The sequence below is a fragment of the bacterium genome, assembly GCA_035281585.1.
In the GTDB taxonomy this organism is placed as follows: domain Bacteria; phylum UBA10199; class UBA10199; order DSSB01; family DSSB01; genus DATEDP01.
On sequence record DATEDP010000069.1, the window covers coordinates 33,693 to 58,030 of the forward strand.

The following is a 24,338-nucleotide window of genomic DNA, read 5'->3' on the forward strand; positions in this document are numbered from 1 at the left end:
TCAGGGCAGCTTTTGGAGGTAATCGCGGTCCTCGTGGAGATATTGGCGTTCGATGTGGGTCCGAAGGTAAACCCCAAAGCCGGTGGGCGAGTAAAGCTCGGCGTCTTCCCAGACGGATTTTTCGCCTTGCGTCAAAAGGTAGAGGTTTTCCTCGAGCCAACCCCGCATCTCGAGCTTGAGGCGGTCGCCCCGCTTGCGGATGTTGAATTGGGGCGAATGGAGATGGTGGTCGTATTCATGGACCACGTAGCCGGCCAAAAAGAGGGCGCGGGCGATCTTCTGCTCGCGGCTCAAACGGGGATCGAGCTCGAGGATGGCGATGTAGGGCCGGCCGGTGGGGCTGCGTGAAGCCGGCAAGTAAAGCGCGTCGTGAAGATTGCCGATCTTTTGGGCCGGATGGAGCGCTTTCATCAGGGCTTCCATGCCATCGCGCGTCAGGACTTCGAGGCCGACCTCGCCCGACTGGATGGCCTCGCGGGCCGCGATGGCCCGGGCGGTGGGCCGTTGGTACAGCAGCTCCAAGATTTGATCGGCGCCGAAATTCTCCCGGCCTTCCAACAGCTCCGCCGCTTTTGCCCGGTATTCGACCCGCCGCTGGGAGCTTTGCTCGGGATGAAGCAGCTCCGGCAAAACTCGGTAAAATTCCCGGAACCTCTGACTCAAAACCGGATCGGTGAGGAACCCGGTGTAGACCGTGCCGTTGATCGAAGAGCCCTGCCAAGCGCCGAAAGGATTGTAACTGCTGTCGGCGACCAGCTCCGAGATCTTCTCGGTCAGGTCGCCCGAGCCGACCAGCTTGAAGAAACGGTCGAAATAAAGCAGCGGGACCGGGCTTTTCTCGGCCCGGCGCACGAGCTCCTCGAGGCCCTGGCTCCAAGCTCGGCGATTGGCCGGATCGGCGAAAATCCGGTGCAGCGAATCGAACACGTCGTCGCGGTCGAGGAAATTCCTCCGATGGGTTTGGCCATCGTGCGAGAAGTATTGGTTGTGGGGCGCCTTCGGAAAATCATTGGAATGAAGCCCCATCTCGTAGCTCAAGATGTATTCGGAGAGCCAAAATCGAACCTTTTCCGAAACCGGAAACTCCTCGAGCTTCCGCAGCACCGGGGTCGGGTTCAGCGGCTGGTTGTGACGGCTGATGGCTTGGCGCTCGTAAGGGAAGTGGAGCTGATGCTCGCGGAAAAAACTTTCCAAGGCGGCCGGGCTTTGGCGGACGGCCAGAGTGTAGACCAAGGCATCGAAGGCCGGAACGTTCCCGCCCCGCAGGGTTCGCTCGAAGGCGACCTGGGTTAGATAGTCGTAGAAGCTGCCGCTGCCGCCGTGGAAAGGATTCATCTCCATCGCCCGCCGCAGGATGAGGCCGGCGCTGTGCATGAGGTCGACGGCCGGAATCTCCCGGCCCTCGGCCAAGAACTCGGTTCCCCTCAGTTGGGTCCGGGTCAGCATCTCGAAATAAGCGCTGCGCATATCGCCTTCCCGGTAGTGGAAGGGAGTTTTCCCGTAATTGTCGACGATCGAAGCGACTCGCGGGTCGCTCTCCTCGACGCCCAGCAGCTCGGACAACCTGCGCGGCAGGCGGCTTTTCAAGAACCTGTCGCCGAGACCATGGCCGTTCAGGGACGACATCTGGTTGATCTCGGCCCCGAGCTTTTTCGCGGCGTCGCGGGGCGGGAGCGTCGAAACCAAGGCCGGCATGCCGCCGCGGCGGGCGTGGACTTCGGCGAAGTCCCAGGCCCCGAAAGCTTGGGGGCCCTCGGGGAAGCGCGGGGTCTCGGCGAGACGGCTGCGCAATTGAAGCTCGCCGAGGGTTCGAGAAAGGGCTCCGCCGGTCACCGAGTTCAGGAGACGGCCGCCAACCTGGAGTTGAAGGAGCATGGCCGCCGAGTCGAAGAGCGCCGAGGCGGCGTCGCTGGGCGGCCGCAGCCCGATCCAAGATTCGAAGCGATGAGCGGCGAAGAGCGCGGTGCCGGCGCTGGCCGTGGGGAGCAGCGCGGTGCTGAGCCGGGAACCGATGCCGGCCGGATCGAAGCCGGCCTGGGCTCGATGACCCAGGGCCGAGCCGCACTTGAGCAGGCTGAGACTGACGGCCATGGCCGAGAACTCATGGCCCAGGGCCCTGGCGCTCCAATCGGCCGAATGGCCTTGAGCCTCTTGCAAGCCCTTTGAAGTCAGAACCACCGCCGGCACTTCGCCCGAGAGCCCCAAGGCCGTCGCCAAGCTCCGGGCCCCGAAACCGCGGGTGAAGGCCGAGGCTTCGGCCCCGAGCAGCCGACTCAGCGAGAAAGCTTGGATCGCTTGTCCGACCAGCGAGCCGGCGGCCATGCCGCCGAGCATTTCCGGACTGGCCGCTTGGCGAAAGAAATTGCCGAGCATCTGCTCGGCCCTGTCACCGAAATTGCCCTCGCCGAGCAGGGCCTTCAAACGCCGCCGGGCTCGCGAGTCGTCGCCGATGTTGAGGGTCAATTGGTAGGCGGCGGCGGCGTAATCCGGGCGGCCCTTGGCCTCCTGGCGCGAAGCGAAGCTGCGGAGGGCGTCTTGGCGCAGCTCCGGATCTTTTTCGCCGGCGATGGCCAGAAGCTCGGCCCGCTCGGTCGTCCCGCAGGCCGGCGACTCCAGCAAGGGGCGCAGCCCGGCCATTCCCTCAACAGGCGCCGAAGAACCCGAAATAATTGCAGGAATAGCCGCCGCTTCGCGCATCGGCATGTTGCCCCCAAAAATCAATGGCTGAATTGCGGTTTTCGGAAAGAAAGCCGATTAGTTGCTCGGAGTCAACCGGGCCGATCCGTCGCTCATGATTTGGAAGGTGAAGACGGAATTCCCGAGCTGGACCGTGGCTCCGGGCAGCATGACCAAGGAGGCGTCGCGGGGCACCCTCTGCCCGTTGACAAAAGTCCCGCTGGTCGAACCCTTGTCGTAGATAAAATACTCGCCCTGGTTGAGAAGGATGGTGGCGTGCTCCCGGGACACGGTCTGATCCGTCAATAAAATCTGGCCCTCCTTGACGTTCCGACCCAGGGCGATGGTCTGCTTGCCCTGCAGCGAGAAGCTCCAGCTGCCGTCCGATCCCTGGCTGGCCTTGGCCGGCCGGAGGAAGACTTGGGTTTGATCGGGGTCGGTGGCCGGCTCGGGCTTGACCCGGCCCGGCGGCGCCTTGGCCCCGGGAACGTCGTGGAAATAGGCGTGGACCGTCAGGTTGTCGGCCTTGTATTTGTCGACCGGACCGTAATAGCCGCGGTCGGAGCTGAAGGTGCCGGCGACGACGACCCCCTCGCCCCGGGCATTCTCGGTGTAATACTGGCCCTTGGCCCAGGGAACTTCGATCCCGTATTGGCGGCTGCCGGCCCCGTCGCGAAACTCCACGACCCGGCCGTAGATCGTCCCGTCCTTGCCCATGTAGAAACCGGCCAAGCCGTCGACGGCCACCGCGCCGATCATGCCGTTCTGGCCGTCGGGCAAGCCCAAAATCTGCTGAGGGTCCCTAAAAGCCGCCCGGCCATTTTTCAAACGGGTCATCTTGAGGTGGGCCGCTTCGACGATTCGAGTCTGGGCCTCTTCGGCCGACTTGGCGCCGCGCAGGATATGTCCCAGCTCTTCCTTGCTGAAGCTGTCGCCGATCCCGTCGGAAAACATCAGCATCCGCTCGCCCGGCGCAATCGTCTGGGTGTAGCCCTGGGGTTTGGCGACCTTGTTCAGGCCCAGTCCGCCGGTCACCACATTGGCGAGGTGATTCCGCCTCGCCACCAAGGTGTTGGTGATCTCCCCGAGCCGTCTTCCCTCGGCCACCGCCGACTGCTCCTCGGTCCGAAAACGCATTTCATAGCCGCCGTGGCCGTCGGGCCGGAAAATGATCGCCGCGGCGTCGCCGCTCACCGCCAGCTGCACTTGATAGCTGCCGTCGGGCTGCTTGAGGATGCGGTGCGCGACCGCGGCGGTGCCGCTTTCGGCGCTCATGGCCGGGCCGCCGTTGACCTCGAGGTTGACCTTGTCGCCGGCCTGCACCATCGCATCCACCAAGTTCTCGACCCGGCCGGTGTTGAAGGCCGGGTCTTCCATCAAGCGTTGGAATTCGCGGCCGGCCACGGCGCTGGCCTTGTCACCGCTGCCCATGCCGCCCATCCCGTCGAGGACGATGGCCCAATTCGAGCCTTGGAGGAAGCCATCCTCGTTGACCGGCGGCTTGCCCGGCTTGCTGTAGCCCACGCCTTCGTCGGTATGGGCCGAGACCGAGCCGTACTCAGCGGTGGTTTGACGGCTGTAAGTTCCTTGGCGCGGCTGAGTCGGGGTATTGTCTTGCAGCACCCCCTCGGCGGTGCTCGGAGCCGCCACCGGCTGGGGATCGACCCGCCGCATGGCCAGCGTCCCGTCGGGCGCCAGCTTCTCGCCGTCGTACTTGAACTTGAATAAACCGACCTCGACGGTATCGCCGCTCTCCAGCTTGACCGGGCTCTGGCTGCCGCGCAGCCCCTTCAGCTTGCCGGCCGCATCGGTGACCCGAATGTTTCTTTGCTGGGGCGAAAACCAAAGGTCGGCGCCTTTCTTGGTGAGAATGCCGAAGAGTTGGGTTTCGCTGACCGAGGGATCGGCCGGGATCAGGATGTGCGGCTCCTTGGTCTGGTATGCCGAGTCCGTGGCCGGTGAGAGGACCAGCTCCAAGATCGACCCGTCGGCCATGTCCTTGGTCGGAATGAAATCCCGATTGGGCTCGCTCTTGGCTTCGGCCGCCACCGGCTTGAGCGTCGGCTTCAGGCCGCTGTAGTCGTACTCCCGGCCTTGGAAAACTCGGTCCCGGATCTCCGAATAGACGAAATCCCAGGCCATCCGTTCACGCGACTTTTCGGGGAAAGACTCGATGTGCTGGCGAAGCTTGGGCCCGGCGGTGACGTACATGAAGTTCAGCTCGGCCAAAAACTCGTCGAATGAGCCCTGATAGGAAGCGCGATCCTTGGCGCCGGCCGCCCAGTCGAGACCGAGCATCGCGCCGGACTTGACCAGGGTCGCGTGGGCGCTTTCCATGGTTTGGCGAACTTCGATCGGAATGCTCGGGTCGCCCTTCGGTCCGGTGCTGTAGCGCTCGGCGGTGGAGTGACCGGTTTCATGAAAAAAGAGGGCCGACATATAGCGGCGGGACCCGGTGAAGGCGCCGCTGTAGAGATAAACCGCGCCGGTGTCGGAATCGTAGGAGCTGAGCAAGCCGGCGCCCTGGCGCGGAACGCTCAGGTGGATCTGCTTAAGGTGCATGTTGGCCAGCATCGAGTCGGGCAGCAGCTTCATGAGCTGGTTGAGATAAGCGAGGGCGTCGCCGTGCTGCTTAATTTCGCCCTCGAGGTCGGCGCGTTTGCTGCCGCGCGATTGCTCCTCACCGAGGAAGAGCTTGATGCCCAGGCGATCGGTCCGGGCCTTGAGCTCGGTGTAAGCCGACTTGGCGGTCGCGGCATCGACCGGCTGGAAACTCCGCTCGGCTTTCCAGATATCGTAGAATTTGACGACCTCGGGCCCGGCCGGAACCGCGTTCATCGTTTCGGCGCCGCTCATCCGCTCCATCAACAAAGGCTTGCCGGGACGAAGCTCGATGATCATCCCGCCATGCTCGAAAATCGACTCGGCCTTTTTCAATTCGGCTCGCAGGGCCGGCGTCATCGTCACGCCGGGCAGCTTGACCGTCTCGGAAAGATAGACCCGGTCGCTCTGGAAGCTGGCCAAGTCGGCCCCCAGGCCTTGGCCGGCGTCGAGCTCGAGCTTGCCGAGCTTGACCGGCTCCGTAACCGGAACGGCGGCGGCCCGGCGGGCCGCGACCGGATCGCCCTGGGCCGGATCGGCTCCTGGAAAGGCTTGGGCCTTGGTCTTGGGCAGGAAGCCTTGGAGGAATTCGTGGAGTTGGGGATCCTGGGCCTTGATCAGGGCGCCGTAACGCCGCATCGCCAGGTTCAGGATTTCCACGCCCTTAGGCTCCGGCGCGAAAGCCCGGGGGTATTTTCGGGTGGCGACCTGGGTCGAATTGGCCCGGACCATGCCGATCACGTCCATGACGTTGTCGGCGCTGATCTCGGCATGGGAGCCGTTCAAAAAGCCCTGCTGCTCGGCGCTCAAAGGTATCGGACGCAGCTTGGCTCCGCCGGTGCCGCGGCCGTAAGCGGCCAAGGTTGGATTCAGCGTTTCTTGGACCCAAGTGTTCCACTCTCCGCCTTCGGCATGGGCGGTGTGGCGGAGCGCGGCGACCAAGCGGGTGATCGCCCATTCGCTGTGCGTCGGGTCGGTGCTGGGGTTTTTCAGCGCAAATTCGAGACCGGCGAAGAGGGTTTGGCCATATTCGGCGCTCTTGGGATTGGCCAGGTTTTCGGCGCCGACCACGCCGAAGACTCCGAGCCAGGCGATCTCGGCTTGGTTGAAGATCCGCTGATCGTCGCCCTTGTCGCTGGCGCCGGCGATCTTGGCCTTCGGCGGAGTCCGGCCGACCTTGGTGTCGCCTTCCATCGGCACCAGCATGTCCTCGGTGACTTCGAGAACCGCCTCCTCCTTGGCGCTGCTCTTGAATGCTTCGGCCCGGGCGGCTTGATCCTTGACGTAAGCCTCGCTGCCTTCGTAGCTCTTGAGAATCTTGTCCAAGCGGCCCAGAGCCCCGTCCAGCCGGTCGCGGGCCGCGACGTATTCGTCGTAGACCTGGTTGCCCGGTTTCTGCTCGGCCTGGGGAATCTGGTGGCGCAGCTCCTGGCTCAAAGTACGGAGCTCGACTTCGTATTTGGCGAGCTGGGAATAGTCCTCCCAAGCGGCCTTGCCGGCCTTGGCATCGGAGGCTTCGAGCCATTTGACCGCCTGTCCGATGTCGGTCAAATCGCGGAACTCGGCGCTGCGATGCATCAAGCTCTCTTCGACCTTGAGCATCGGCACGTCGCGGAGATAGGCGACCAACCGGGCCACCTCCTCGCTGGCCCGGGCCCGATCCTCGGGGCTGGCCGCTTTCTCGCTGGCCTCGATGGCGGTCTCCAGGTTCTTGCCGAAAACTTCCTTGCCCTCGCCGCCCTTGATGTAGCCGACCATGTCGAGAACGCTTTGGGCATAGCGGCTGCGCAAATCGGTGCCGGCCGGCAAGCCGGTTTGAGTGGTCTTGGCCTCGCCGAGGACCGCCAACAAGTCGGGCAAATCGTTCTTGCGGAAATCAGCCAAGACTTGCCGGGCTTCGTCGGCGCTGGGGAGCTTGAGCGCCTTGGGCTGGAGGACGATCCGAATCAGGCCCTGGTCGGCTTGGGGCCCGGGCCGCCGCAGGATAAATTCGGTGGTTCCGCGGCCGGCGCTGTCTTCCACCGCGACCAATCGCTCTTTGTATTGGTCTTTGAGGCGGGCGACGGTGTCGGCCAGGCGCTGCTCGCCGCGGATCTCGACTCGGTATTCGGCGATCGCGCTCATCGCCCGGCCGTTCTGCTCGTAGTCAAGCTTGGTCTCGGCCTGGCTGAAGTGCTTCCAGGTGCCGTAGACCGGGCTGTGGGCCATGTTAGGCAAGGCCGGATTGGCGCTGCTGCTGATCCAGCCGTTCTCGGGAATCTTGGTTCCGGTGTTGAGAGTCTCGACCAGCGCCACCAGCTCGACGCTCTCGGCTCCGCGAGCCAGAAAGAGCGCATCGAAAGTCGCTTTAGTGAAGGGCGGATCGCCCGCTCCCACCGCCTGGAGGCGAGCCACCGGCGGCTCCCAATGGACTTCCTCGCCGCCGATCCGGAGACGCTGTCCGGCCTTGAGCGGGAGGCCTTCGGAAGCGATCTCTTTCCAGGAGCCCTTGGCCGAATCGAAGACCTCGACCTTGCCCTTGGCCAGGGCCTTCAAGCGGTAGGCGATTTTCCCGCCGCTTTTGACCATCGCAATCTCGGCCTGGGGCAAATCCAGCGTTTCGAGCGAGCTTGAAGTCTCGCGGAGGCCGGCCCGACCGCCCAGATAAAGGACGTTGCTCTGGCTGAAGTCGAGGCTCAGGTCGATCTTGCCGTCGGTCGAGCTCAGCTTGGCGCCGAACTCCTTGGCTGAGGAGCGGCTATCGCCGAGCACCGGGCCACCCTCGCCGGCCTCGACCTTGGGCTCGGGCATGCCGCCACGGCGGGCCGCCAAGGGTTCGACCTTGGTGTCGCCAATCGGAGTCTCCTCCTTCACGGCTTTCTTGCGGATGACCTTGGTGCTGTCGCCGTCCGCGCTTTCCTTGGCCAAGGCTTTCGACAGGGGCGGCTTCATCGACTTGGTCACGTCGCCTTCGAGCCCCTTCACCACTTTGGTCGGAGCTTCGACCGGAACTTTCTTGGTGGTGTCGCCTTCGGGCACGATCATGTCGTCGGTCACCGGGAGAACTTCTTCCTTGGCTGCCAGCTTGTCCTTAGGCTTGGCCGGCTCGACCGAAACGATCATATCGTCGGTGACTTTGGGCAGGGCGCTTTCCGGAACCGGCGGCGGCTCCAGCGGAATGATCATATCGTCGGTGACGTGGAAAATTTCCTGCTCGGCTTTGGCGTCGCCGGCCCGGTCGGCTTTGACTAGATCCGCCGGCAGCTCGGGCAGCCGGTCCAAAACTTCCTTGGCCTTGGCCGAGCGTTGGCCCTCGGGAACATGGAAGACTTGAATGCCGGCGCCGCTGAGCTTCAGCTCGAGCCGGCCTTTGACCACCAGCCGGGTCAGGCCCTTCATGTTCTCGCCGGTCAGACCCTTTTCCAGGGCCCAGCGGGCCAAGGCCAGCCTTTCGGCCGGTTTGCTCAAGCCGGTGACGGTGGCCAGCATTGGCGCATTGGCCAAGACTTCTTTGCCCGAGCCGATCCGGGTCGGCAAATCGGCCAAGGACTCGCCGGCGTGAGCCTCCCGCAACAGCAGGAAGGACATGAGCTGGCGGCCGGCCGGGGTTTCCTCGCCACCCTTGCCGAACAGCAGCTCGGCTTGAGCGGTCAAGGAACGGTGGAGGTCGCGGCCGACTTCGGGATGGAACAAGGGCTCCAGCGACTCGGCCATCTTGTCGGGCGAGCTGGCCCGGAACATCGAAAAGACCAGGAGCTCGCCGATCAGAGACTGGCCTTCGGGCGTGCGAAGGCCATCGGGTCCGAGCGCGGCTTCGGCGGCCTTCTTCAAGGAAGGTTTCAAAGCCGGGGCGTGCTTGGCGTATTCGGCGAGCAAGGCCGGGTCCATTCCGGTCTTGAGGGCGAAGGCGACCAAGCCCTGGCGGAGTCCGTGGAGCGGAGCGCCGTGACGCTCGAGGCCGGCGCCCTGCAAGAGCTTGGTGGCGGAATCGAAAAACTCGGCGCTGTGCTTGGCGACTTCGGCGGCGGCGATCGGGCGGCCGGGCCCGGCGAAAGGATGATTCTGGGCATAGCCCAAGAGCAGGGCCATGGCTTCCTTGCCTTGGCCGCTCTTCGGATCGAGGCCCATCTGCTCCTGCACGATCTTTTCGTAGGTCGCTTGGTCGGACTCGGCCCGCTTGGCGATGGCGGCGAAGCTCTCGCCGCCGAAGCGTGAAGCGAGCAAAGTTTGTAGCGCTTGTCTTCCCGCCGGCGAAGCCGGATCGAAGCCCATGCCCTGGACCACCGGCAAGAGGCGCTGAGTCTCGTAGCTCATCTCATGCTCGGCGTATTTCTGATGGCTGGCTTTCTCGATCTTGCCGATGCGGCCGCCGGAAAGGGCGTCGATGCTGCGGCCGGCGACGATCATCTGGGCATCCATCACCGCGCTGGTCAGCAGTCGGGCCCAGAAGGGAACGCCGGGTTCGGCCGGCTTAAGACCGATGGCCTCGTTGAAATATTCGGCGCCGGTGAAGGCCAAGACCCGGGTGCCCCAGGCGGTCATCCCATGCTTGGCCACCGAGTTCATTCCCGAAGTGAAGCGAAGCCGGAAAGAGGCGGCTTGCAAACCCGATCCGGTTTCCAAAGCCCGGGCCATGTCGGCCTCGGCCCGGCCCAGGGCCCGGCCGCTCCAGCCGCCGAGGCCCTTGAGTCCCATGCCGGCGCCGTGGAGCAGCGCGAAGGTCACCAGCATCATGCCGAACTCTTGGCCGAAGTGCCCCAGGGTCCATTGGTCGGTCTTGCCCTTGAGCACCGTCAGCATCGCCATGTTGCCGAGGGTGAAGCCCGCCGCTTCGGCGCTCTTGCCGACCAAGAATCCGCCGGCCTTGAACAAGGTCGGATTCCGGATCAGGCTGGCCGCCCGGGCGACGTAGACCGCCTCGGCGCCGACCGCGAAGCTTCGGGCGATCCCGAAGGGCACCAAGGCCATCGCGACGTTCTCGACGTAGTCGCCGCCGCCGGCGCTGCTGGTGGAATTGGCGGCGACGATCCCGGCGGGGCCGGCCGCGAAGGAAATGACGCTCCAAGCGATGTTGATCCCGCCCCGGATTTTGGCCTCGGTCGGAAGCCCATCGAGCGATTTTCGGGCGGCCGATCCGACGTCGGGATCGTCCTTGAGGACGTCGAGAATGCCGGCCTTGGCCATCATGTAGCCGTCGGCGCTCAAGGATTCGCCCAAGGCAAGCGCGGCCCTTCCGAAATCGACATCGCTGCAGGTCGGATTGTTGATCGCCATGAAGAAGTAGCCGACGTTGGAAGCGACGTGGAATTCGCTGGTGTCGGAGGTGTGAGGATCGGCGCCGTAATTTCCGGAGAAACCGGTGCGAAATCCGGGGAATCGCGAATCGCCGGCGACCCGGCCGATGGCCTGCTCGATGTTGGCGGCCTCGCCGCTGGCGACCAAGCGCTGGACCTCGTCCCATCCGGCCATGGTGTCGCGCTTCATGCTTTCGTATTCCTGCTGGCTGAACCCGCCAAAGGTCGAGTCCTTGCCCCGCTCGAGGAAATTGAGCCCGATCGAGCGCAGCACCCCCACCGTATTGGCCAGCCGGCGGCTCTCGTTGTGCTGGCGCAGCGCCCCCAGCAGCAATTGGGCGGTGGGATTCTCCGGAATCGAAGCCAAAGTCGCCTGGGCCTCTCGCATGTCGCCGGCATTGAGCTGGCGCATTCCGGTGGCCAGGGTGCCCATTTCCTTCAAGGCCGGGCCGGCGCCGGTGGCGGCGCCCAAAGCTTCGATCGAGCCAAACATCTCCTCGGCTTCGGCCTTCCTTCCGCCGCCTTGATAGAGCTGAGCCAAGGTGAAAAGCGCGCCGGCCTTGGCCTGCGGATCCTTCATCGCCACGACGTAGAGCTTGACCGGCTCCAGGCTTTCCTGGACTCGCTCGCCCAGGCCGAGCTCGCTGAAGATCTTGGCCGCCTGGAGGCGGCGCTCGAAGCCGCGGGGGCCCTTGAGCTCGGCGGCGTCGAGCAGCAGAGCGTGGGCGCCTTGGGAGTACTCGGCGAATTCCTTGATCGATTGGGGCGTGAGGTTGGAGAGCCAAGCTTGATCGCCGGCCTTGACCGCGGCCCGGTAACGGGTTTTGAAATCCTCGGCGATCTTCGCCGCCATCTTCTGCTGGGCCGGGCTGGCCTCGGCCGGCTGCTGCAAGAGCTCGTCAAAGCTCTTGGCCATCAAGGAGTCGGCAAGCTCGTTGAGCGCGACCAGCTTCTTCGATTCGGTGGCCGGGAGCAGCGGCTTCTCGCCCTGGGTCAAGGGCTCGTAGCTGGCGCTGGCCCGGCGGAGCAGGCCCAGGGCCACCACCCGCTCCTCCGGCGGAAGGTCGGTGGCCTTGGAGATTTCCCGGCTGAGCACCTCCAAGCGGGGGATTTTCACCGACAGCGCGGCGACACCCCGGGTCTTCGATTCCGAGGCGTCCTTGGCGTCGAGCCCCAGCAGGGCCATGTCGATTTCCACCGCCATCGAGGCGAGCTCGATCCGAGTCTTGGCATCGGTCGGCTTGGGAATCTTGGCCTGGGGATTGCCGCCGTGGAGAAAATTCAAGAGGTCGTCGGCGACCCGGGCCAGGCCGCGTTGGGCGTCCTCCAAGTTCTTGCTGTCGCCGACGCTGGAATAATAGGCGACCTCGGCCATCCGCCGCCGGGCATTGACCCTGGGATCGGAGACGCAGACCGCCATCTGCCGGGCCAGGATGTCGCCCTGCTCGCGTAATTTCTTTTCCTGGGGCAGGCCGCTGCCGCGCAAGACGCCGAGCAAAGCGGTGGTCATCTGGAGCCGGTCTTCGCCCTTGCTCTGGTCGGTGAAGGTCGCGTCCACCGCCTGCAAGACCGCATCGACCTCGGCCGAACGGCCGAGCTTGGCATAGCTCGCAAGCACCTCGAGCATGGCCCCGCGCATCTGCGCAGGATCTTTCAGGGCCTTGGCTTCGGCGAAGGCGGTGTCGGTGGCTTGGCTCTCTTCAAGGTATTTGGCCAGGCCGCCGGGCGCGAGATAGACCCGGATCTTCGGCATGTCGCCGGCCAGGGTTTTGTCGATCAAAGCGGTGAGCGCCGGACGCTGCTCGGCCGGGCTGCTGTTGAGAATGCCGGCTTTCAAATCCTCGCCGATTCCCTGGACCTCGGTCGGGCTGATGCCGGTGGCGCCTTGGGCGAAAAGATTGTTCCGGACGAGGTTGGACGGATCGCTCCATTCGCGGAGCAGGGCCGCGAAGTGCTCGGCTTTCTCGGCCGCCGGTGTCGAGGGCGGCAGAGCTTGGACCAAAGCGATGGCCGTCTGCATGTCGTGGACCAAATCGCTTGGGCTCCCGCTTTCGCGGTCGATGCGCAGCGCCAGCTTGGCCATGGCGATCTCATCGCCGGTCGAGACGCCGCTGGCGATCATGGCCGGGCGGATCTCGCCTTCAAGCAGGGCGGTGACGTCGCTCTTGGCGGTGTCGAGCGCCCGCTCCAGCTCCTTGGTTTGAGCTTGGTATTTATCGTAAGGCGAGGAATCCCAGAAGCTGAGGGTCGGAGTCCGGGAATTACGGAAGGCGATGGCGGCCTTGTAATACTCCTGGGTGCGGAGCAGCCGCTCGTAGCTTTGCTCGGGCCCGCTGGATTTCAAAGATTGAAGCTCGCCCAAGGTGGCTTCCAAATCCTTTAAAGCCTGCTCGGCCTTGTCGGGATGGGTCGCGGTCAGCAACTTGAAGGCCGAGAGCTGGCCGTCGAAGGCCTTGGTCCGCTCGGCCAGGAATTCCGAGCTGACGGCCTCGGATTCCTTCTTGGCGGCCTCGTCCTTGGGGTAGGCCGCCAGATAAGTCTGGTAGGATTTCAGCGCCGGCCCTTTTTCGCCGTTGAGCGAAAGGGCCCGGGCCATCGGCAATGCCAGGTCCTTGCGGGTCGGATCGGCGGCCTGGGCGGCGGCATAGGCCGCCTTGGCTTTGGTTCCGTCCTTCTGGCCCAAATAGAAATCGCCCAGCGCCTTTTGATGGGCGGCATTCTCGGGATCGCAGTGGACCGCAAACTTGAGGTGCTTCTCGATCAAGCCGGAGTCGCCGCCCAAGCCGTCGGCTTTGAGCCGCTCGACTTTGGCTTGGTGCCAAGCGGCATAGCGCTGCATCAAGTGGAGCTTGGTGAAATCCGGGGTGTCGAACTCCTTTTTGACGCGGCCCTTGGAATTGAGCCAGGGCAGCTCGAAGCCGATCTTGTCCATCGCCCGCTGCACCCGCTTATCTTTCCAATGGGAGTCGAGATAGCCGAAGACCTCGGCGGCGCTGATCTTCTGGTCGGGGACGTCGCCTTCCCGGCCCGAGGCCCCGTCGATCAGGCCCGAGGGGATCCCGGCCTCGCGCAAGCTGGCGTAGAGCGCCTGGGCCACCGGGTTGGAATCGGCCGTGAACTCCGTCGTGAATGGCGCGAACTTTTCCTGAGCCAGCATCTCCAGCTCGGTGAAACGCTGCGATTTCTGGTGTTGGCCGGCATCGGTGGCGGCCTCGGCCGCCCGGTGATAGAGCGCGGCCGCCTCGACGTAACGGCCGGCTTCGATCAGATGGGCGCCGACGAAGCTGTAGGCGTCGCGATGCTTGCCGAGCATCTCGCGGCCCGATTCGAAGGAAAGCCGCTCCAGGATCTTGTCGACTTCGGCCGGCGAAACTCCGTCGACGATGGCTTGGGCATAATGCAAGCCGGCCTCGCTGAACCGCTCCTTCCGCTCCAGCGACTCGGCCAGGCGCAGCCGGGCCTGGGGATTCTTGCCGTCGAGCTCGACCGCCGTCTGGAAAAGACGATGGGCTGTGCTTTCGAGCTCCTGGGCTTCGCGCTTGCCGCCGACTCGGCGCCGGTCGCGGGCTTCGAGCAGCAGGTCCTCGCCCTTCAAGACCGAGGCTTGGGCCAGAATCTTGGGCAGGGTGAGGTTTTGCCAATGCTTGACCAAGGTCGGCTTGGCCGCGGCTTCCGCGACGCCGAATTTCTTGAAGACCTCCATCTGCTCGTGGAAAGGCAGCAAGCCCAAACGGGTGTTGGCCAGGGCCCAGGTCGCCAGCTCCCTGGCGTATTTCGGGTCGTCGGGTTTGAGCTTGTCCGGATTGGGCCAGGCCTTGAGCGAGCGGCGCGGCTCGCTGCCCAGCAATTCGCTTTGGACCTTTTTGCGATAGGCCGCGCTGAATTGGCCGTCATTCTGCAGCTGTTCGATCTCGGTAAAGCCGATCTGGTGGAAGAAGCGGCGGATGCTGTCGCCGTGCTTGGTAAGGTTGTTCAGGGCCAGAGCGAAGACTTCGGCTCGCTCGACCCGGCCGTCGCCGGGGCCGGGAACCTTGCAAGTGCCGATAGTGGGGCCTCCACGAGCCGTGTCGGCCACGGCCCCGTCGATGTCCTTGTCCTTGACCCCTGCTTCGCGAAGACGCTCCAAAAAGGAAAGAAATGCCGAGTCGGATTTTTGGATGGTGTTACCCATCGAGCCCCTTTTCGCCCCTGGAGCAAGGAGCGCCTGTTAACCCGTCTAGCCAATCCTTTATCGGCCGAGGGCTAAGGCGACATTGCGCCGGGGAGGAAATTTTTTTCAAGGTCCATTTCAGCAAGGGGGTGGAGCCTTTCAGACTTGAAATTATTGTATTTTCCCTCCCCTTTATAAGGGGAGGGTCAGGGAGGGGTAGAGGGTCTCGCAAAAATGGCGGCGTCGGCAAAATTGCCAAGGCTCTACCTCCCCCTGACCCCCTCCTTACAAAGGAGGGGGAATAGGATTTTCCCCTCGGAACCGGAAATTTAAAACCTCTTTCCCGCGCCGCTTCGTCACCGACCTCAAATTCGCTGAGGAGACCTTATGTTTCGATCCCCCCTTCCTTCTTTACTGACCCTTACCACCCTCGCTTGCTCGGCCCTGGCCATTCCGCCGGCTGCTGCGGCGACGCCGGCGGCGGTCATCCGCAGCTGCGCGGTCCGATCCCAAGCCGAGGGCTACTATGCCCCCCAGCCGATGCCCAGGGCCAGCGCTCCGGCCAGCGTCGGCATGGCCGGCGGGCCCAGCGGCGCCGCCGACATGGCTCGGGCCAAAAGCGCCCCGCCGGCGCCGGCGAAGCCCCAGGCCGAAGCCGAGGCCCGGGCCAGCAGCAACCTCCTGCGCGAGGCTCCGAGGCCGGAGGAAAAAGGCGAGGGCCTCGACGTCCATCAAGCCGGCAAGAAGGTCGACAAGGACAGCGGCCGGGCTTCCCAGGTCTACCTCTCCAACGACGATTCGATGAGCCTGGCCAGCGCCCAGCGCCTGCTCTACGCGATCAACAATTTTCTCCCGATCTACCGCAATGAGGTTCGGCCCCATGAGTTTCTCAATTACTTCCACTTCCAAACCTATCCGGTGGTGCCGGGCCAAACTTTCAGCGTGAAAGCCCAGCTCGCGCCGCGGGAAAAAGGCGAGACCTTGGCCCTGGCGGTTCAAGGCCGGACCCTGACCAAGGAGCAGCGCCGGCCGGCGGTCATCACCATGATCGTCGACAAGAGCGGCTCGATGGCGGCTCAAGGCAAGATGGAGTATTTAAAGGAAGGCTTGGCCCTGATGAAGGCCCAGCTCAAGAACGGCGACGTGCTCAATGTCGTCGAGTTCGACCACGAGACCTGCAACGCGATCGAAGGCTTCGTGGTCGGCCGCGACGCCTGGGCCGGCTACGACCGAACCGTCGACGAGCTGGCGCCCCGCGGCTCGACCGCTCTCCACGACGGCTTGGTCGAAGGCTACAAGCTGGCCGAACGCTTCTATGAGGCCGAGAAGATCAACCGGGTCCTGCTGATCACCGACGCCATCGCCAACACCGGCGAGCTCTCGCCCGACCTGATGGCCTCGATCGGCAAGTACTACGACACCAAACGGATCGCCTTGAGCGGCATCGGCGTCGGCCTCGACTTCAACGACGAGCTGCTTGACACCCTGACCGAGAAGGGCAAAGGCGCCTATCTCTTCCTGGGGCTCCGCGAGGCCCTGCCCCGGGTCTTCGGCAGCGATTTCGTCAGCTTGCTCGAGACCGTGGCCCGCGACGTTCATTTCCAGGCGACTTTCCCCGAGCCGGTGAAGCTCGACGTCTTCTACGGCGAGGAGGTCTCGACCGAAAAGGCCAAGGTCCAGGCCATCCACTACTTCGCCAACACTTCCCAGCTTTTCCTGCTCGATTTGCTCGGTGAAGCCAAGGCCGACCAGAGCTTCGCGCTGAAGGTCGAGTACAGCGACCCGATCAGCGGCGAGGCCAAGGTCGACAACTTCAACGCCAGCGCCGGCGCCCTGCGCCGCGAAGGCCAGCAGAACGTCGCCAAGGCCCGGCTGCTGATGGCCTTCGCCGGGCTCTTGGAGAAAACCTCCCTCCCCGGCACCCGGCCCTACAGCGGCTGGCGGGTCAAGGCCGAGCCCAGCCCGAGCCAAAGGTCCGAGGGCAAAAAATATTGCGCCGAAGCCCTGACGGCCATCGGCGAGCAAAGCAAGATCTACTCCGATCAGGAAACCGCCTTCGTGGTCGATTTGACCAACAAGTATTGCGCGAGATTCTAATCGGAGACTCGATGCAAAATCGGCCGGGCTCGCGCCCCCACGGAGCGAAGCCCGGCCTTTTTTTCCGTCCCTCACCCTGCAAGGTGTCTATAAGTTAGCTGCGATCCAATCGTTGATGACCTTGTAGGTTTGAGGACCGCTCTTGTGCAGGGTCACCGCATGGCCGGTGTTCGGCGCGATGTAGACGTCGGGAGTGACTCCGAAATAAGGGGCTTCGAGCGCGAAGATGTTGTCGCGGGTGCACTCAAGGCCGTCGGGCGGGCCGCAAACGATCTGATCGCGGTCGCCGAGCACAATGAGCGTCGGCACTTGGATGGCCCGGGAGGGGCTGGTCTCGGGATCGACGACGAAAGGGACCGTCGGGAGCTGGGGACCGACGATGCCGACGTAGGGCAGGCTCCCGGCCAGCAAGTTGGCCGAGACCATGTCGCGCAAGAAGATGTCGTCGATGCCCTCCAGCATTCCCGGCGCCGCTTCCGGTTCGTAGTAGTAGAGCGGCCCCTTCATCCCCAATTTGTTCGTGATGTAGCCGCAGTCTTCCTCGATGAATTTGAAGACCGGGTCCTGGCAAACCGAGAGCGAAGCCGTTCCGATCGCGAAATCGGCGAAGGTGGCCTTGGTGAAGTGCAACAGCCCGTTGAGGACGAAGGCGTCGATGTCCCCCGGATATTTGAAGGCGTTGATCCAACCGTATTCCGATCCGAAGGAGCTGCCGATCCACACCACCTTGGAAAAGGCGTGGCCGCCGAGCTCGCCGGCCCGCAAGGCCAGAATGACTTGGTGGAGAGCGTCGACGACCAGCTCCGGCGTCACCAGATGGCTGGGTGGATGACTGCTGCGGCCGGTGCCGAGCCGGTCGATGTTGAAGGTGGCGAAGCCGGCGTTATTGGCGGCTCGAACGTGGGAATATTTTTTTTGGGGCGGATCCCATTCGCGGTGATTGTACCAAGTGCTGTGAACCAACAATTGGACGGTGTCGGGAGCCGCGCCCTGGGGCCGGCAAAGCTCGCCGTAGATCGTGGCGTTTTCGGCGACGCCGGGCAGGCTCACCGGGACGTTGAAGGCCTCGCAGCTTGCCTGATCTTCGAAAATGACGGCACCCCCTTCTCGCTCGGTCATGACTTGAAGGCCGGCCGCGAAGATTGCGACGAGGGCCACCCGCATTCCGATGTTTTTGAGTGGTTTCATGATCCCTCCTGAATTGCAAGTTGAGGATCGAGTATAGACTTCGGGCTCGTTCGGGCTCATCCCTACTAATAATGAATTTTTCGATTGCCCGGCGATTTGGGAAGTTCTTAAGATAATCGGCCGTAGGGGGCTGCCTTGCTGAATCCTACTCAAAAATGCGGTTTGGTCGGCGACATCCTTCGCCGCTCTTGCGAGTCCCTCAGCTTGGAGGATCTCGGCGGCCGGGTCTTGCCGCTCATCGACCGGCTCTTCGATGCCAGCACCTCGCTGCTCTATCGCTTCAACGAGAGACGCGAGATGATCGGAGTCGGCGGCGGCTTGGTCGAAGCCCATCTTTATTACGCCGAGCATTACATGTCCCACGATCCGATGCAGCCGGTGCAAAGGCGCCAGGAGCCTTGGGTCCTGCACGGCCCGCGCTGCCCGGAGTGGCGGGAATGGCTGGATCACCCGGTCCATTCCGAGTTCGCGACTCATCATGGCGTCGACAATTATTTATCGCTGCGGCTCAACGATAAGGAAATGCACGTCCCCGGCCAAGTCGGAATCATCCTGGCTCGGACCCGCCGCCAACCCGACTTCAGCGAGCGGGAAAAAGCCCTTTGGACCGACATCCGGCCGGCGCTCGAAGCCCTGACCCGGCGAAGTGAAAGCTTGGACGAGCGGGCTCGGGCTCAACCCTACCTCGAATCGATGGTCGATCTCAGCGCCCATCCCCGGATCGTGCTCGATGCCCGCGGCGGCTTGGTTTGGATTTCGGAGCGGGCCGCGGCCCTGCTCGGCGAGCACCGCTCGGTCCCCGACCCGCTGGCCAAGGCAGCTCGCAGTTTGGCGGCGCTCACCGCCAAAAATTCGGAATTCGCTCTTCCCTTGACCGCGGTCGCCGTCCCCCGCCGCCAGCCGCCGCCGCTCCGGGCCGACTTGCGGCTTGTCCGAAGCCGCGGCGGAGCTTACTTCATCGTCGCCGAGCTCGACGAGCCCGGCATCCCGCCCTTGCTCCAAGAAACGGCCCGGCGCCACCACCTGACCAAGGCCGAGACTCAAGTCCTGGCATTGATCGCGCTGGGTTTGAGCGATCGCGAGATCGGCCGGCGGCTCTTCGTCACCAAGGCCACGGTCAATTCCCACGTGACCCGGATTCTCTCCAAGCTCGGCCTGAGCTCGCGGCTTCAAGCCGCCTTGCTGGCCCACGGGATCCGGCCCGAAGGCGGAGCCGACCGGGAATGATTCGAAAGAAATTTTAAGGTTGGTAGATTGCCACGCCGGCGGACTTGGCAGCCGCCATCATTTTTCGGTCTCGTGAGGCGAGCGGAAGCCCCTGATCCATTGCTAAATAAAGGTAAGCGGTGTCGTAGCCCGAAAGTCCGTAGGTCTTCCCCATCCAAAGGAGCAAATCTTTCCACTCTTTCAGATTTTCCGGAACGACCGATATTGGGAGGTCATTTAGTAAATTCAAGAAGTGGATAGACTCGGCGCGGGTTTGTGTCCCTTTGCGCTCGGCAGTCAACAGAGCATTGGCAACCTCGTAGCTCCAGATGCTGGGCACGACAGCTTTGGAATCACCCATCGCATCGAGAACTTCATCGGTATAGCCATTCGCTTGGGAACGAAAGCACCAGCCCATCGTAACCGAGCAATCCAAGACAAAAGTGCTCACCGCCGACCTTCGTCGATCAAGGCTCGAATTTCTTTTTGCGAAATTCTCGGCTGACTTTTGCGAAATTTTTTCAACTCAGCAATGACTTCTTCAATTGACCTTTTTTTCTCCGTTAGGGTGGGGACCAATAAGGCAATGGGTTTCCCATGTTTGGTAATTGTAATTTTTTCGCCCTTCGCAACCCTCTCCAAAAGTGCTGGCAAATGGGTTTTGGCCTCGTAAACACCTATCTCTTCCATGGCAATCTCCATTCTGGTCTTAATCTAGTCTGAATTGCCAATTCGGTCAAGATGGCGAAAAAGACGCCGGGCCCCGCGGTTCGTTCGGGACCCGGCGCGCCCTATAACCTGGCAACTATTCCAAAGGAACGTCGCCCGGACAATTCGCCGTATCTTCGCCGGCCTGCGGCACACCGTCGCCGCAAGTCTCCAAGCAGTCGTCGGGCGCGGTGGCGTGATCCTCGCCTTGGCTCGGCACGCAGATCCCGTCGCCGATGAAGCCCGCGGGGAAGGGCGGGGAGTTCGGCCAGAGGGCCGCCTCGCCGCTATCGCCGGCCTCGAAGGGATACCAAACCGTCAGGACCCAGGAAGTGCGGTCGAAGATCTTAGGCCAGTGCAGCAGATCGAAAAGCGGCCCCATCGTCTCGTCGTCGGCCAGAGCGTTGAGGCTGGCAAAGTCCGGCGCCGGCGGCGACCAAGGGCCGACCCGGTCGTCGAAATAGACCAGGTTCACGATCTGCTCGTCCTCGTTGTAGAGCATCCACACCGCGACGTAGCGGCGGGCATGGGCTTCGAGCACCACCAAGGGCCAGAGGGTCTTGAGCAAGGGCTCGACCAAGGGGCCGCGCGGCGTGGTCCATCTTTCGGTTCGGACCACCGCCGAATCGGTCTTGTAGTCGTAATCGCCGAATTGATAGGCCCCGATCACCTTGTAGGTATAGGCCTTGACGTCGAGGAAGTAGGGCCGCTCGAGGATGAGGACTCCGTCGAGAGCGAACTCCTCGCTGAGCCAAGAGGCGAAATTCTCCGCGTCCTCCTGGGTGTCGAACAGATAAAGGCCGCCGCCATAGGGCAAGCCGGCCTCGTCGAAGCTGAAGGGGATGTGCTTGCTTTGCCAGCCTTCGCGGGCCGACATATAGATGCGGTCCCGTTCGATGACCGCCCCCAAAAGAAATTCGGGGTCGTTGAGGGTGAGCTCGGGATCGAGCTGGAAGTCGTCGCTGGCTCCACCCTTGGCGTGAATCACTCCCGCCTTCGCCGAAAGCGGAGTGAAAGCGCCGGCCAGAAACAGCAGACACACGAATAATTTGGCTACGTTGCGCAGCATGGGATTCTCCTTTTTAAAATGTCCAACGCCCAACGATTCTACCGATTGGCCGCCGGCGCATCTTCGCCAGGTCCGATGATTTTTCACGGTTGATGTGAGAGGGGCTCTCGTCTAAACTGCGGAGGTTCGGGGGGCTGCCGTGCTGACTCAGGGGGAACAGGAAAAGCTGAACAGCGAGATCCTTCGGGCTTCCTACGAGGCCTTGACCTTGGAGGACATGGGCTCGCAAATCTTGCCGCTGATCGATCGGCTTCTCGACACCAGCACTTCACTTTTATTTCGTTGCAACGATCAGGGCAAGCTGCTCCCGATCGCCGGTTCCTTGATCGAAGGCCACTATATCTATGCCAAGGAATATCTGGCGGTCGACCCGATGCAGCGGGCCCTGCGCCGCTTGAATCCCTGGATCCTCCACGCCGCCAGCGTTCCCGAATGGGCCGAATGGCACCGGAAGCATCCGGCTCACACCGAATGCTCGACCCACTACGGCTTCGACAATTTCCTCCACCTTCGGCTCAACGACAGCGGGATGCATGGGCCCGGCATGGTCGGAATGGTCTTGGCCCGGACCGACCGCCAACCCGATTTCAGCGAGCGCGAGCGAATGATCTTGGGTGGAATGTTGCCGGCGCTGGAAGCCTTGGTCCGCCGCAGCTCGCGCTTGGATGAAAGGCTCCGCTCTCAGCCCTTCCTCGAATCGATGCTCGATTTCAGCCCCCAACCGTCCCTCGCCCTCGACTCGAGCGGCGCCCTGCTCTGGGCCTCGGATCGGGCCGGGGCCTTGCTCAGCCTGGGCGCCGGAAAGAAAGCCTTGCCCGAGGCGCTGAGCCAGGCCGCCCGGCGCTTGGCCGATTTGGCCGCGAAGGGCCGCGCCCCGAACGGCGTCGGCTCCTCGATCTCGATTCCGCGCTCCGGCTCGGCGGCGATCCCCGCCGAATTGCGCTTGGTCCGCTCCCGCGGCGGCGGTTACTTCGTGGTGGCCGACTTGGAAGATCCCGAAATCTCCCCCCATTTGGCCGATCTTGCCGCCCGTCACCGTTTGACCGCGGCCGAGACCCAAGTGCTCAAGCTGCTGGCTCTGGGCCTCACCGATCGGGAGATCGGCCGCCGGCTTTTCGTGGCCAGCACCACCGTCCATTCCCACGTGACTCACCTGCTGGCCAAGCTCGGCCTGAATTCGCGCTTCCAAGCCGCCCTGCTGGCCAATGGCCTGAAGCCCTTCCGCTCCGACGACGAGGAATAATGCCGAATTTATTTATTCGCCGGCGAGGCTGTTGGCCCAAGCTCGCAGCTGATCTTGCCATTCCGCTTGGTCCAGATCCTTGGCGTAGAATTCGAAGTAGCGGGTTCCGAAGGACTCTAGGGCATAGGCCATCCCGTCCATCGGCGTGCCATAGGCCACCTTTTCCGCTTTGGTGGAATCAAAAGGCTCGACCCAGCTCGTCAAGGCTTGCAGGCCGGTGTAACGAAGGCCTTGGGCCCGGGTCAGCGGGGCGGCAAAATCGACATGGGGCGCACCGGTCAAGGGCTCGCAACCGGCGCAAGGACGGGAAGCGGCCAAGTTGTCTTGGAAGAACCCGGTGGAGGGCAATTCGGCCAAGACTCGATCTTGCAGTTCCTCCCATAGCTCGCCGGCTTCGGGATCGTCCCGGATCTTCCACAATCCGCAGAAGTGATGCTGCCTTGGGAAGGCCTGCTGAGCCATCGAGAGCATGGCGACCACCGAATCTAGAAACGCTTCCCGCGAGAAACCCGGAATGTCCACGATCGAGCCTCGGGGACCATCGCGCACCGCGAGGTTTGGCAAGCCTGGAAAAGTCACGCTGACGGCGTACAAGGCCGGATGATCCCGCAGCGGCGTCGAAGTGCCCGGGACGGGGCGGTTGGCAGCCGACTGCAAAAAAGCTCCCATTCGCTCCAGCATATAAGGATCCCAAGGCAGCACTTGAGTTTGGCCCAAAGCATCGGTCCAGGTAGCGCTGGTTTGGAGGACATAATCCGGCACCGCCGGAGTGGAGTCGCCCGTCGGCATGATGATCCAGGCCAATTTTTGGCCCTTCTCCTCCACCGCGCGAAGAATGTGGTCCAAGGGATCGAAAGCATAGACGCCGGCGGTGGGCTCCAGCAGATGCCAACCGTAGCGCCAGGCGTAGCCGGAGACGAAGTCGCGATCCACCAGGTTGCCGTCCCGAAAAGTGCCGCCGGCACCGTCGAGGGCGAAGATCCCGGCCGGAGCTTCGACCTGTTGCTCGGAAATAGGCGGGGCCGCGCTATCGGGAGGCGATGGGCTGGCCGGATGGGAGGAGCAGGCGGAAAGACAAGACAATAGTAAGGCCATCGGGCCCCCGAGCCATGACTTCATGGCGAATGCGATGGCATGGAGCCAAGGAAAGTAAAATGAAAAATCGTTGCCTCACCGAGCGCGGCGCCATAAGGCTTCGGCGGTGGAATGGACTCTCAAGAAGCTCCTCGACTGGGCCACCGAGTATTTCCAAAAACGGGGAATCGACAGCCCGCGGCTCAACGCCGAGCTGCTGCTCGGCCGAGCGCTGGATTTGAACCGGGTGGCGCTCTACGTCCAATTCGATCGGCCGATGAACGAGGCCGAGTTGGCCGCGTTCAAGAGCTTGGTTCAACGGCGGGCGGCCCGGGAGCCGCTGGCCTACATCCTGGGCGAAAGGGAGTTCTATTCGCTCAAGTTCAAGGTCGGTCCGGCGGTCCTGATCCCGCGGCCCGAAACCGAGGAGCTGGTCGAGCGCGGCTTAGGCTTCCTCCGCGGCTTGGCCACCGAGAATCCCAGGACCCTCGACATCGCCACCGGCTCCGGCTGCATCCCCATCGCCCTGCTCAAGAACCACCCGGGCTTAAGCGCGGTCGCCTTCGATGCGAGCGCCGAAGCCTTGGCCCTGGCCGCCTCGAACGCCGCGGCCTTGGGCGTCGACCCCAGGCTTTCGCTTCAGCTTTTGGATTTTCACGGGCCCTGGCCGGCTTGGGCCAAGGGGCCTTTCGACCTCATCACCGCCAACCCGCCTTACGTTGCCGAAGCCGAATGGCTTGGGCTGGAGCCCGAAGTCCGGGAAGCCGAGCCCAAAACCGCCTTGGTGCCGGGGCCCAGCGGCTTGGAGGCCTATGAAGTCCTGCTGCCTCAAATCCCCGCGCGGCTAAAAAGCCCCGGCCTGGCTCTCTTCGAGATAGGCGCCGGCCAGGGCCCGAGCCTGTTGGGCTTGGCGGCCCGGCTCTGCCCCGAGCTTCGGGCCGAAATCCAACCCGATTTAGCCGGCCGGGACCGCTTCTTAGCCTTGCAAAGGGATTTGCCGAATCAGCCTGCTTGAGCTAACAGGCTGTTGAAAAACCACCGGTGGTCGGGCCA

General features: G+C 63.3%; 11 protein-coding genes. 4 read left to right on the plus strand and 7 right to left on the minus strand.

Annotated elements, in window-relative coordinates; translation table 11 throughout:
* Both VJR29_05220 and VJR29_05225 read right to left on the minus strand, forming a co-directional pair.
* Entirely contained in the window at nt 1–2,637 is a 2,637-nt protein-coding gene (locus tag VJR29_05220) for a hypothetical protein (GenBank protein HKY62803.1), read from the minus strand.
* A 117-nt stretch (nt 2,638–2,754) separates the two neighbouring features.
* The gene (locus VJR29_05225; GenBank protein ID HKY62804.1) at nt 2,755–14,721 is read right to left on the minus strand and encodes an FHA domain-containing protein; all 11,967 of its coding nucleotides are present in this window, start codon (nt 14,719–14,721) and stop codon (nt 2,755–2,757) included.
* Nucleotides 14,722–15,087: 366 nt separating this feature from the next.
* Here VJR29_05225 and VJR29_05230 point away from each other — a divergent pair, with 366 nt between their 5' ends.
* Nucleotides 15,088–16,797 carry a hypothetical protein gene (locus VJR29_05230; protein ID HKY62805.1) on the plus strand — a complete coding sequence of 570 codons (1,710 nt, stop codon included), beginning with the start codon at nt 15,088–15,090 and terminating at the stop codon, nt 16,795–16,797.
* Nucleotides 16,798–16,884: 87 nt separating this feature from the next.
* Here VJR29_05230 and VJR29_05235 read toward each other — a convergent pair whose 3' ends face one another.
* The gene (locus VJR29_05235) at nt 16,885–17,985 is read right to left on the minus strand and encodes an alpha/beta hydrolase (GenBank protein HKY62806.1); all 1,101 of its coding nucleotides are present in this window, start codon (nt 17,983–17,985) and stop codon (nt 16,885–16,887) included.
* A 135-nt stretch (nt 17,986–18,120) separates the two neighbouring features.
* On the opposite strand from VJR29_05235, the gene VJR29_05240 reads away from it, so the two are divergent.
* Nucleotides 18,121–19,212: a LuxR C-terminal-related transcriptional regulator gene (locus VJR29_05240; GenBank protein ID HKY62807.1), complete on the plus strand. Its 1,092-nt coding sequence runs from the start codon at nt 18,121–18,123 to the stop codon at nt 19,210–19,212.
* Between the two features lie 13 nt (nt 19,213–19,225).
* On the opposite strand, the gene VJR29_05245 is transcribed toward VJR29_05240, so the two are convergent.
* The 3 genes from VJR29_05245 to VJR29_05255 all read right to left on the minus strand — a co-directional run bounded on the left by VJR29_05245 (nt 19,226) and on the right by VJR29_05255 (nt 20,968).
* A complete protein-coding gene (locus VJR29_05245; protein ID HKY62808.1) occupies nt 19,226–19,642 on the minus strand; it encodes a type II toxin-antitoxin system VapC family toxin in 417 nt (138 codons plus the stop codon).
* A complete protein-coding gene (locus tag VJR29_05250; GenBank protein ID HKY62809.1) occupies nt 19,639–19,881 on the minus strand; it encodes a type II toxin-antitoxin system prevent-host-death family antitoxin in 243 nt (80 codons plus the stop codon). Before VJR29_05250 ends, VJR29_05245 begins: the two co-directional genes overlap by 4 nt.
* Nucleotides 19,882–19,996: 115 nt before the next feature.
* Nucleotides 19,997–20,968, minus strand: coding sequence for a hypothetical protein (locus VJR29_05255; protein HKY62810.1), 972 nt, complete (start codon nt 20,966–20,968; stop codon nt 19,997–19,999).
* A gap of 139 nt (nt 20,969–21,107) precedes the next feature.
* Here VJR29_05255 and VJR29_05260 point away from each other — a divergent pair, with 139 nt between their 5' ends.
* Nucleotides 21,108–22,211 carry a LuxR C-terminal-related transcriptional regulator gene (locus VJR29_05260; GenBank protein ID HKY62811.1) on the plus strand — a complete coding sequence of 368 codons (1,104 nt, stop codon included), beginning with the start codon at nt 21,108–21,110 and terminating at the stop codon, nt 22,209–22,211.
* Nucleotides 22,212–22,223: 12 nt separating this feature from the next.
* Here VJR29_05260 and VJR29_05265 read toward each other — a convergent pair whose 3' ends face one another.
* Entirely contained in the window at nt 22,224–23,306 is a 1,083-nt protein-coding gene (locus tag VJR29_05265; GenBank protein ID HKY62812.1) for a hypothetical protein, read from the minus strand.
* Nucleotides 23,307–23,412: 106 nt separating this feature from the next.
* Here VJR29_05265 and prmC point away from each other — a divergent pair, with 106 nt between their 5' ends.
* Nucleotides 23,413–24,300 (plus strand): peptide chain release factor N(5)-glutamine methyltransferase, encoded by an 888-nt coding sequence (gene prmC / locus VJR29_05270; GenBank protein ID HKY62813.1) that lies wholly within the window; start codon nt 23,413–23,415, stop codon nt 24,298–24,300.
* Nucleotides 24,301–24,338 lie beyond the last annotated feature (38 nt).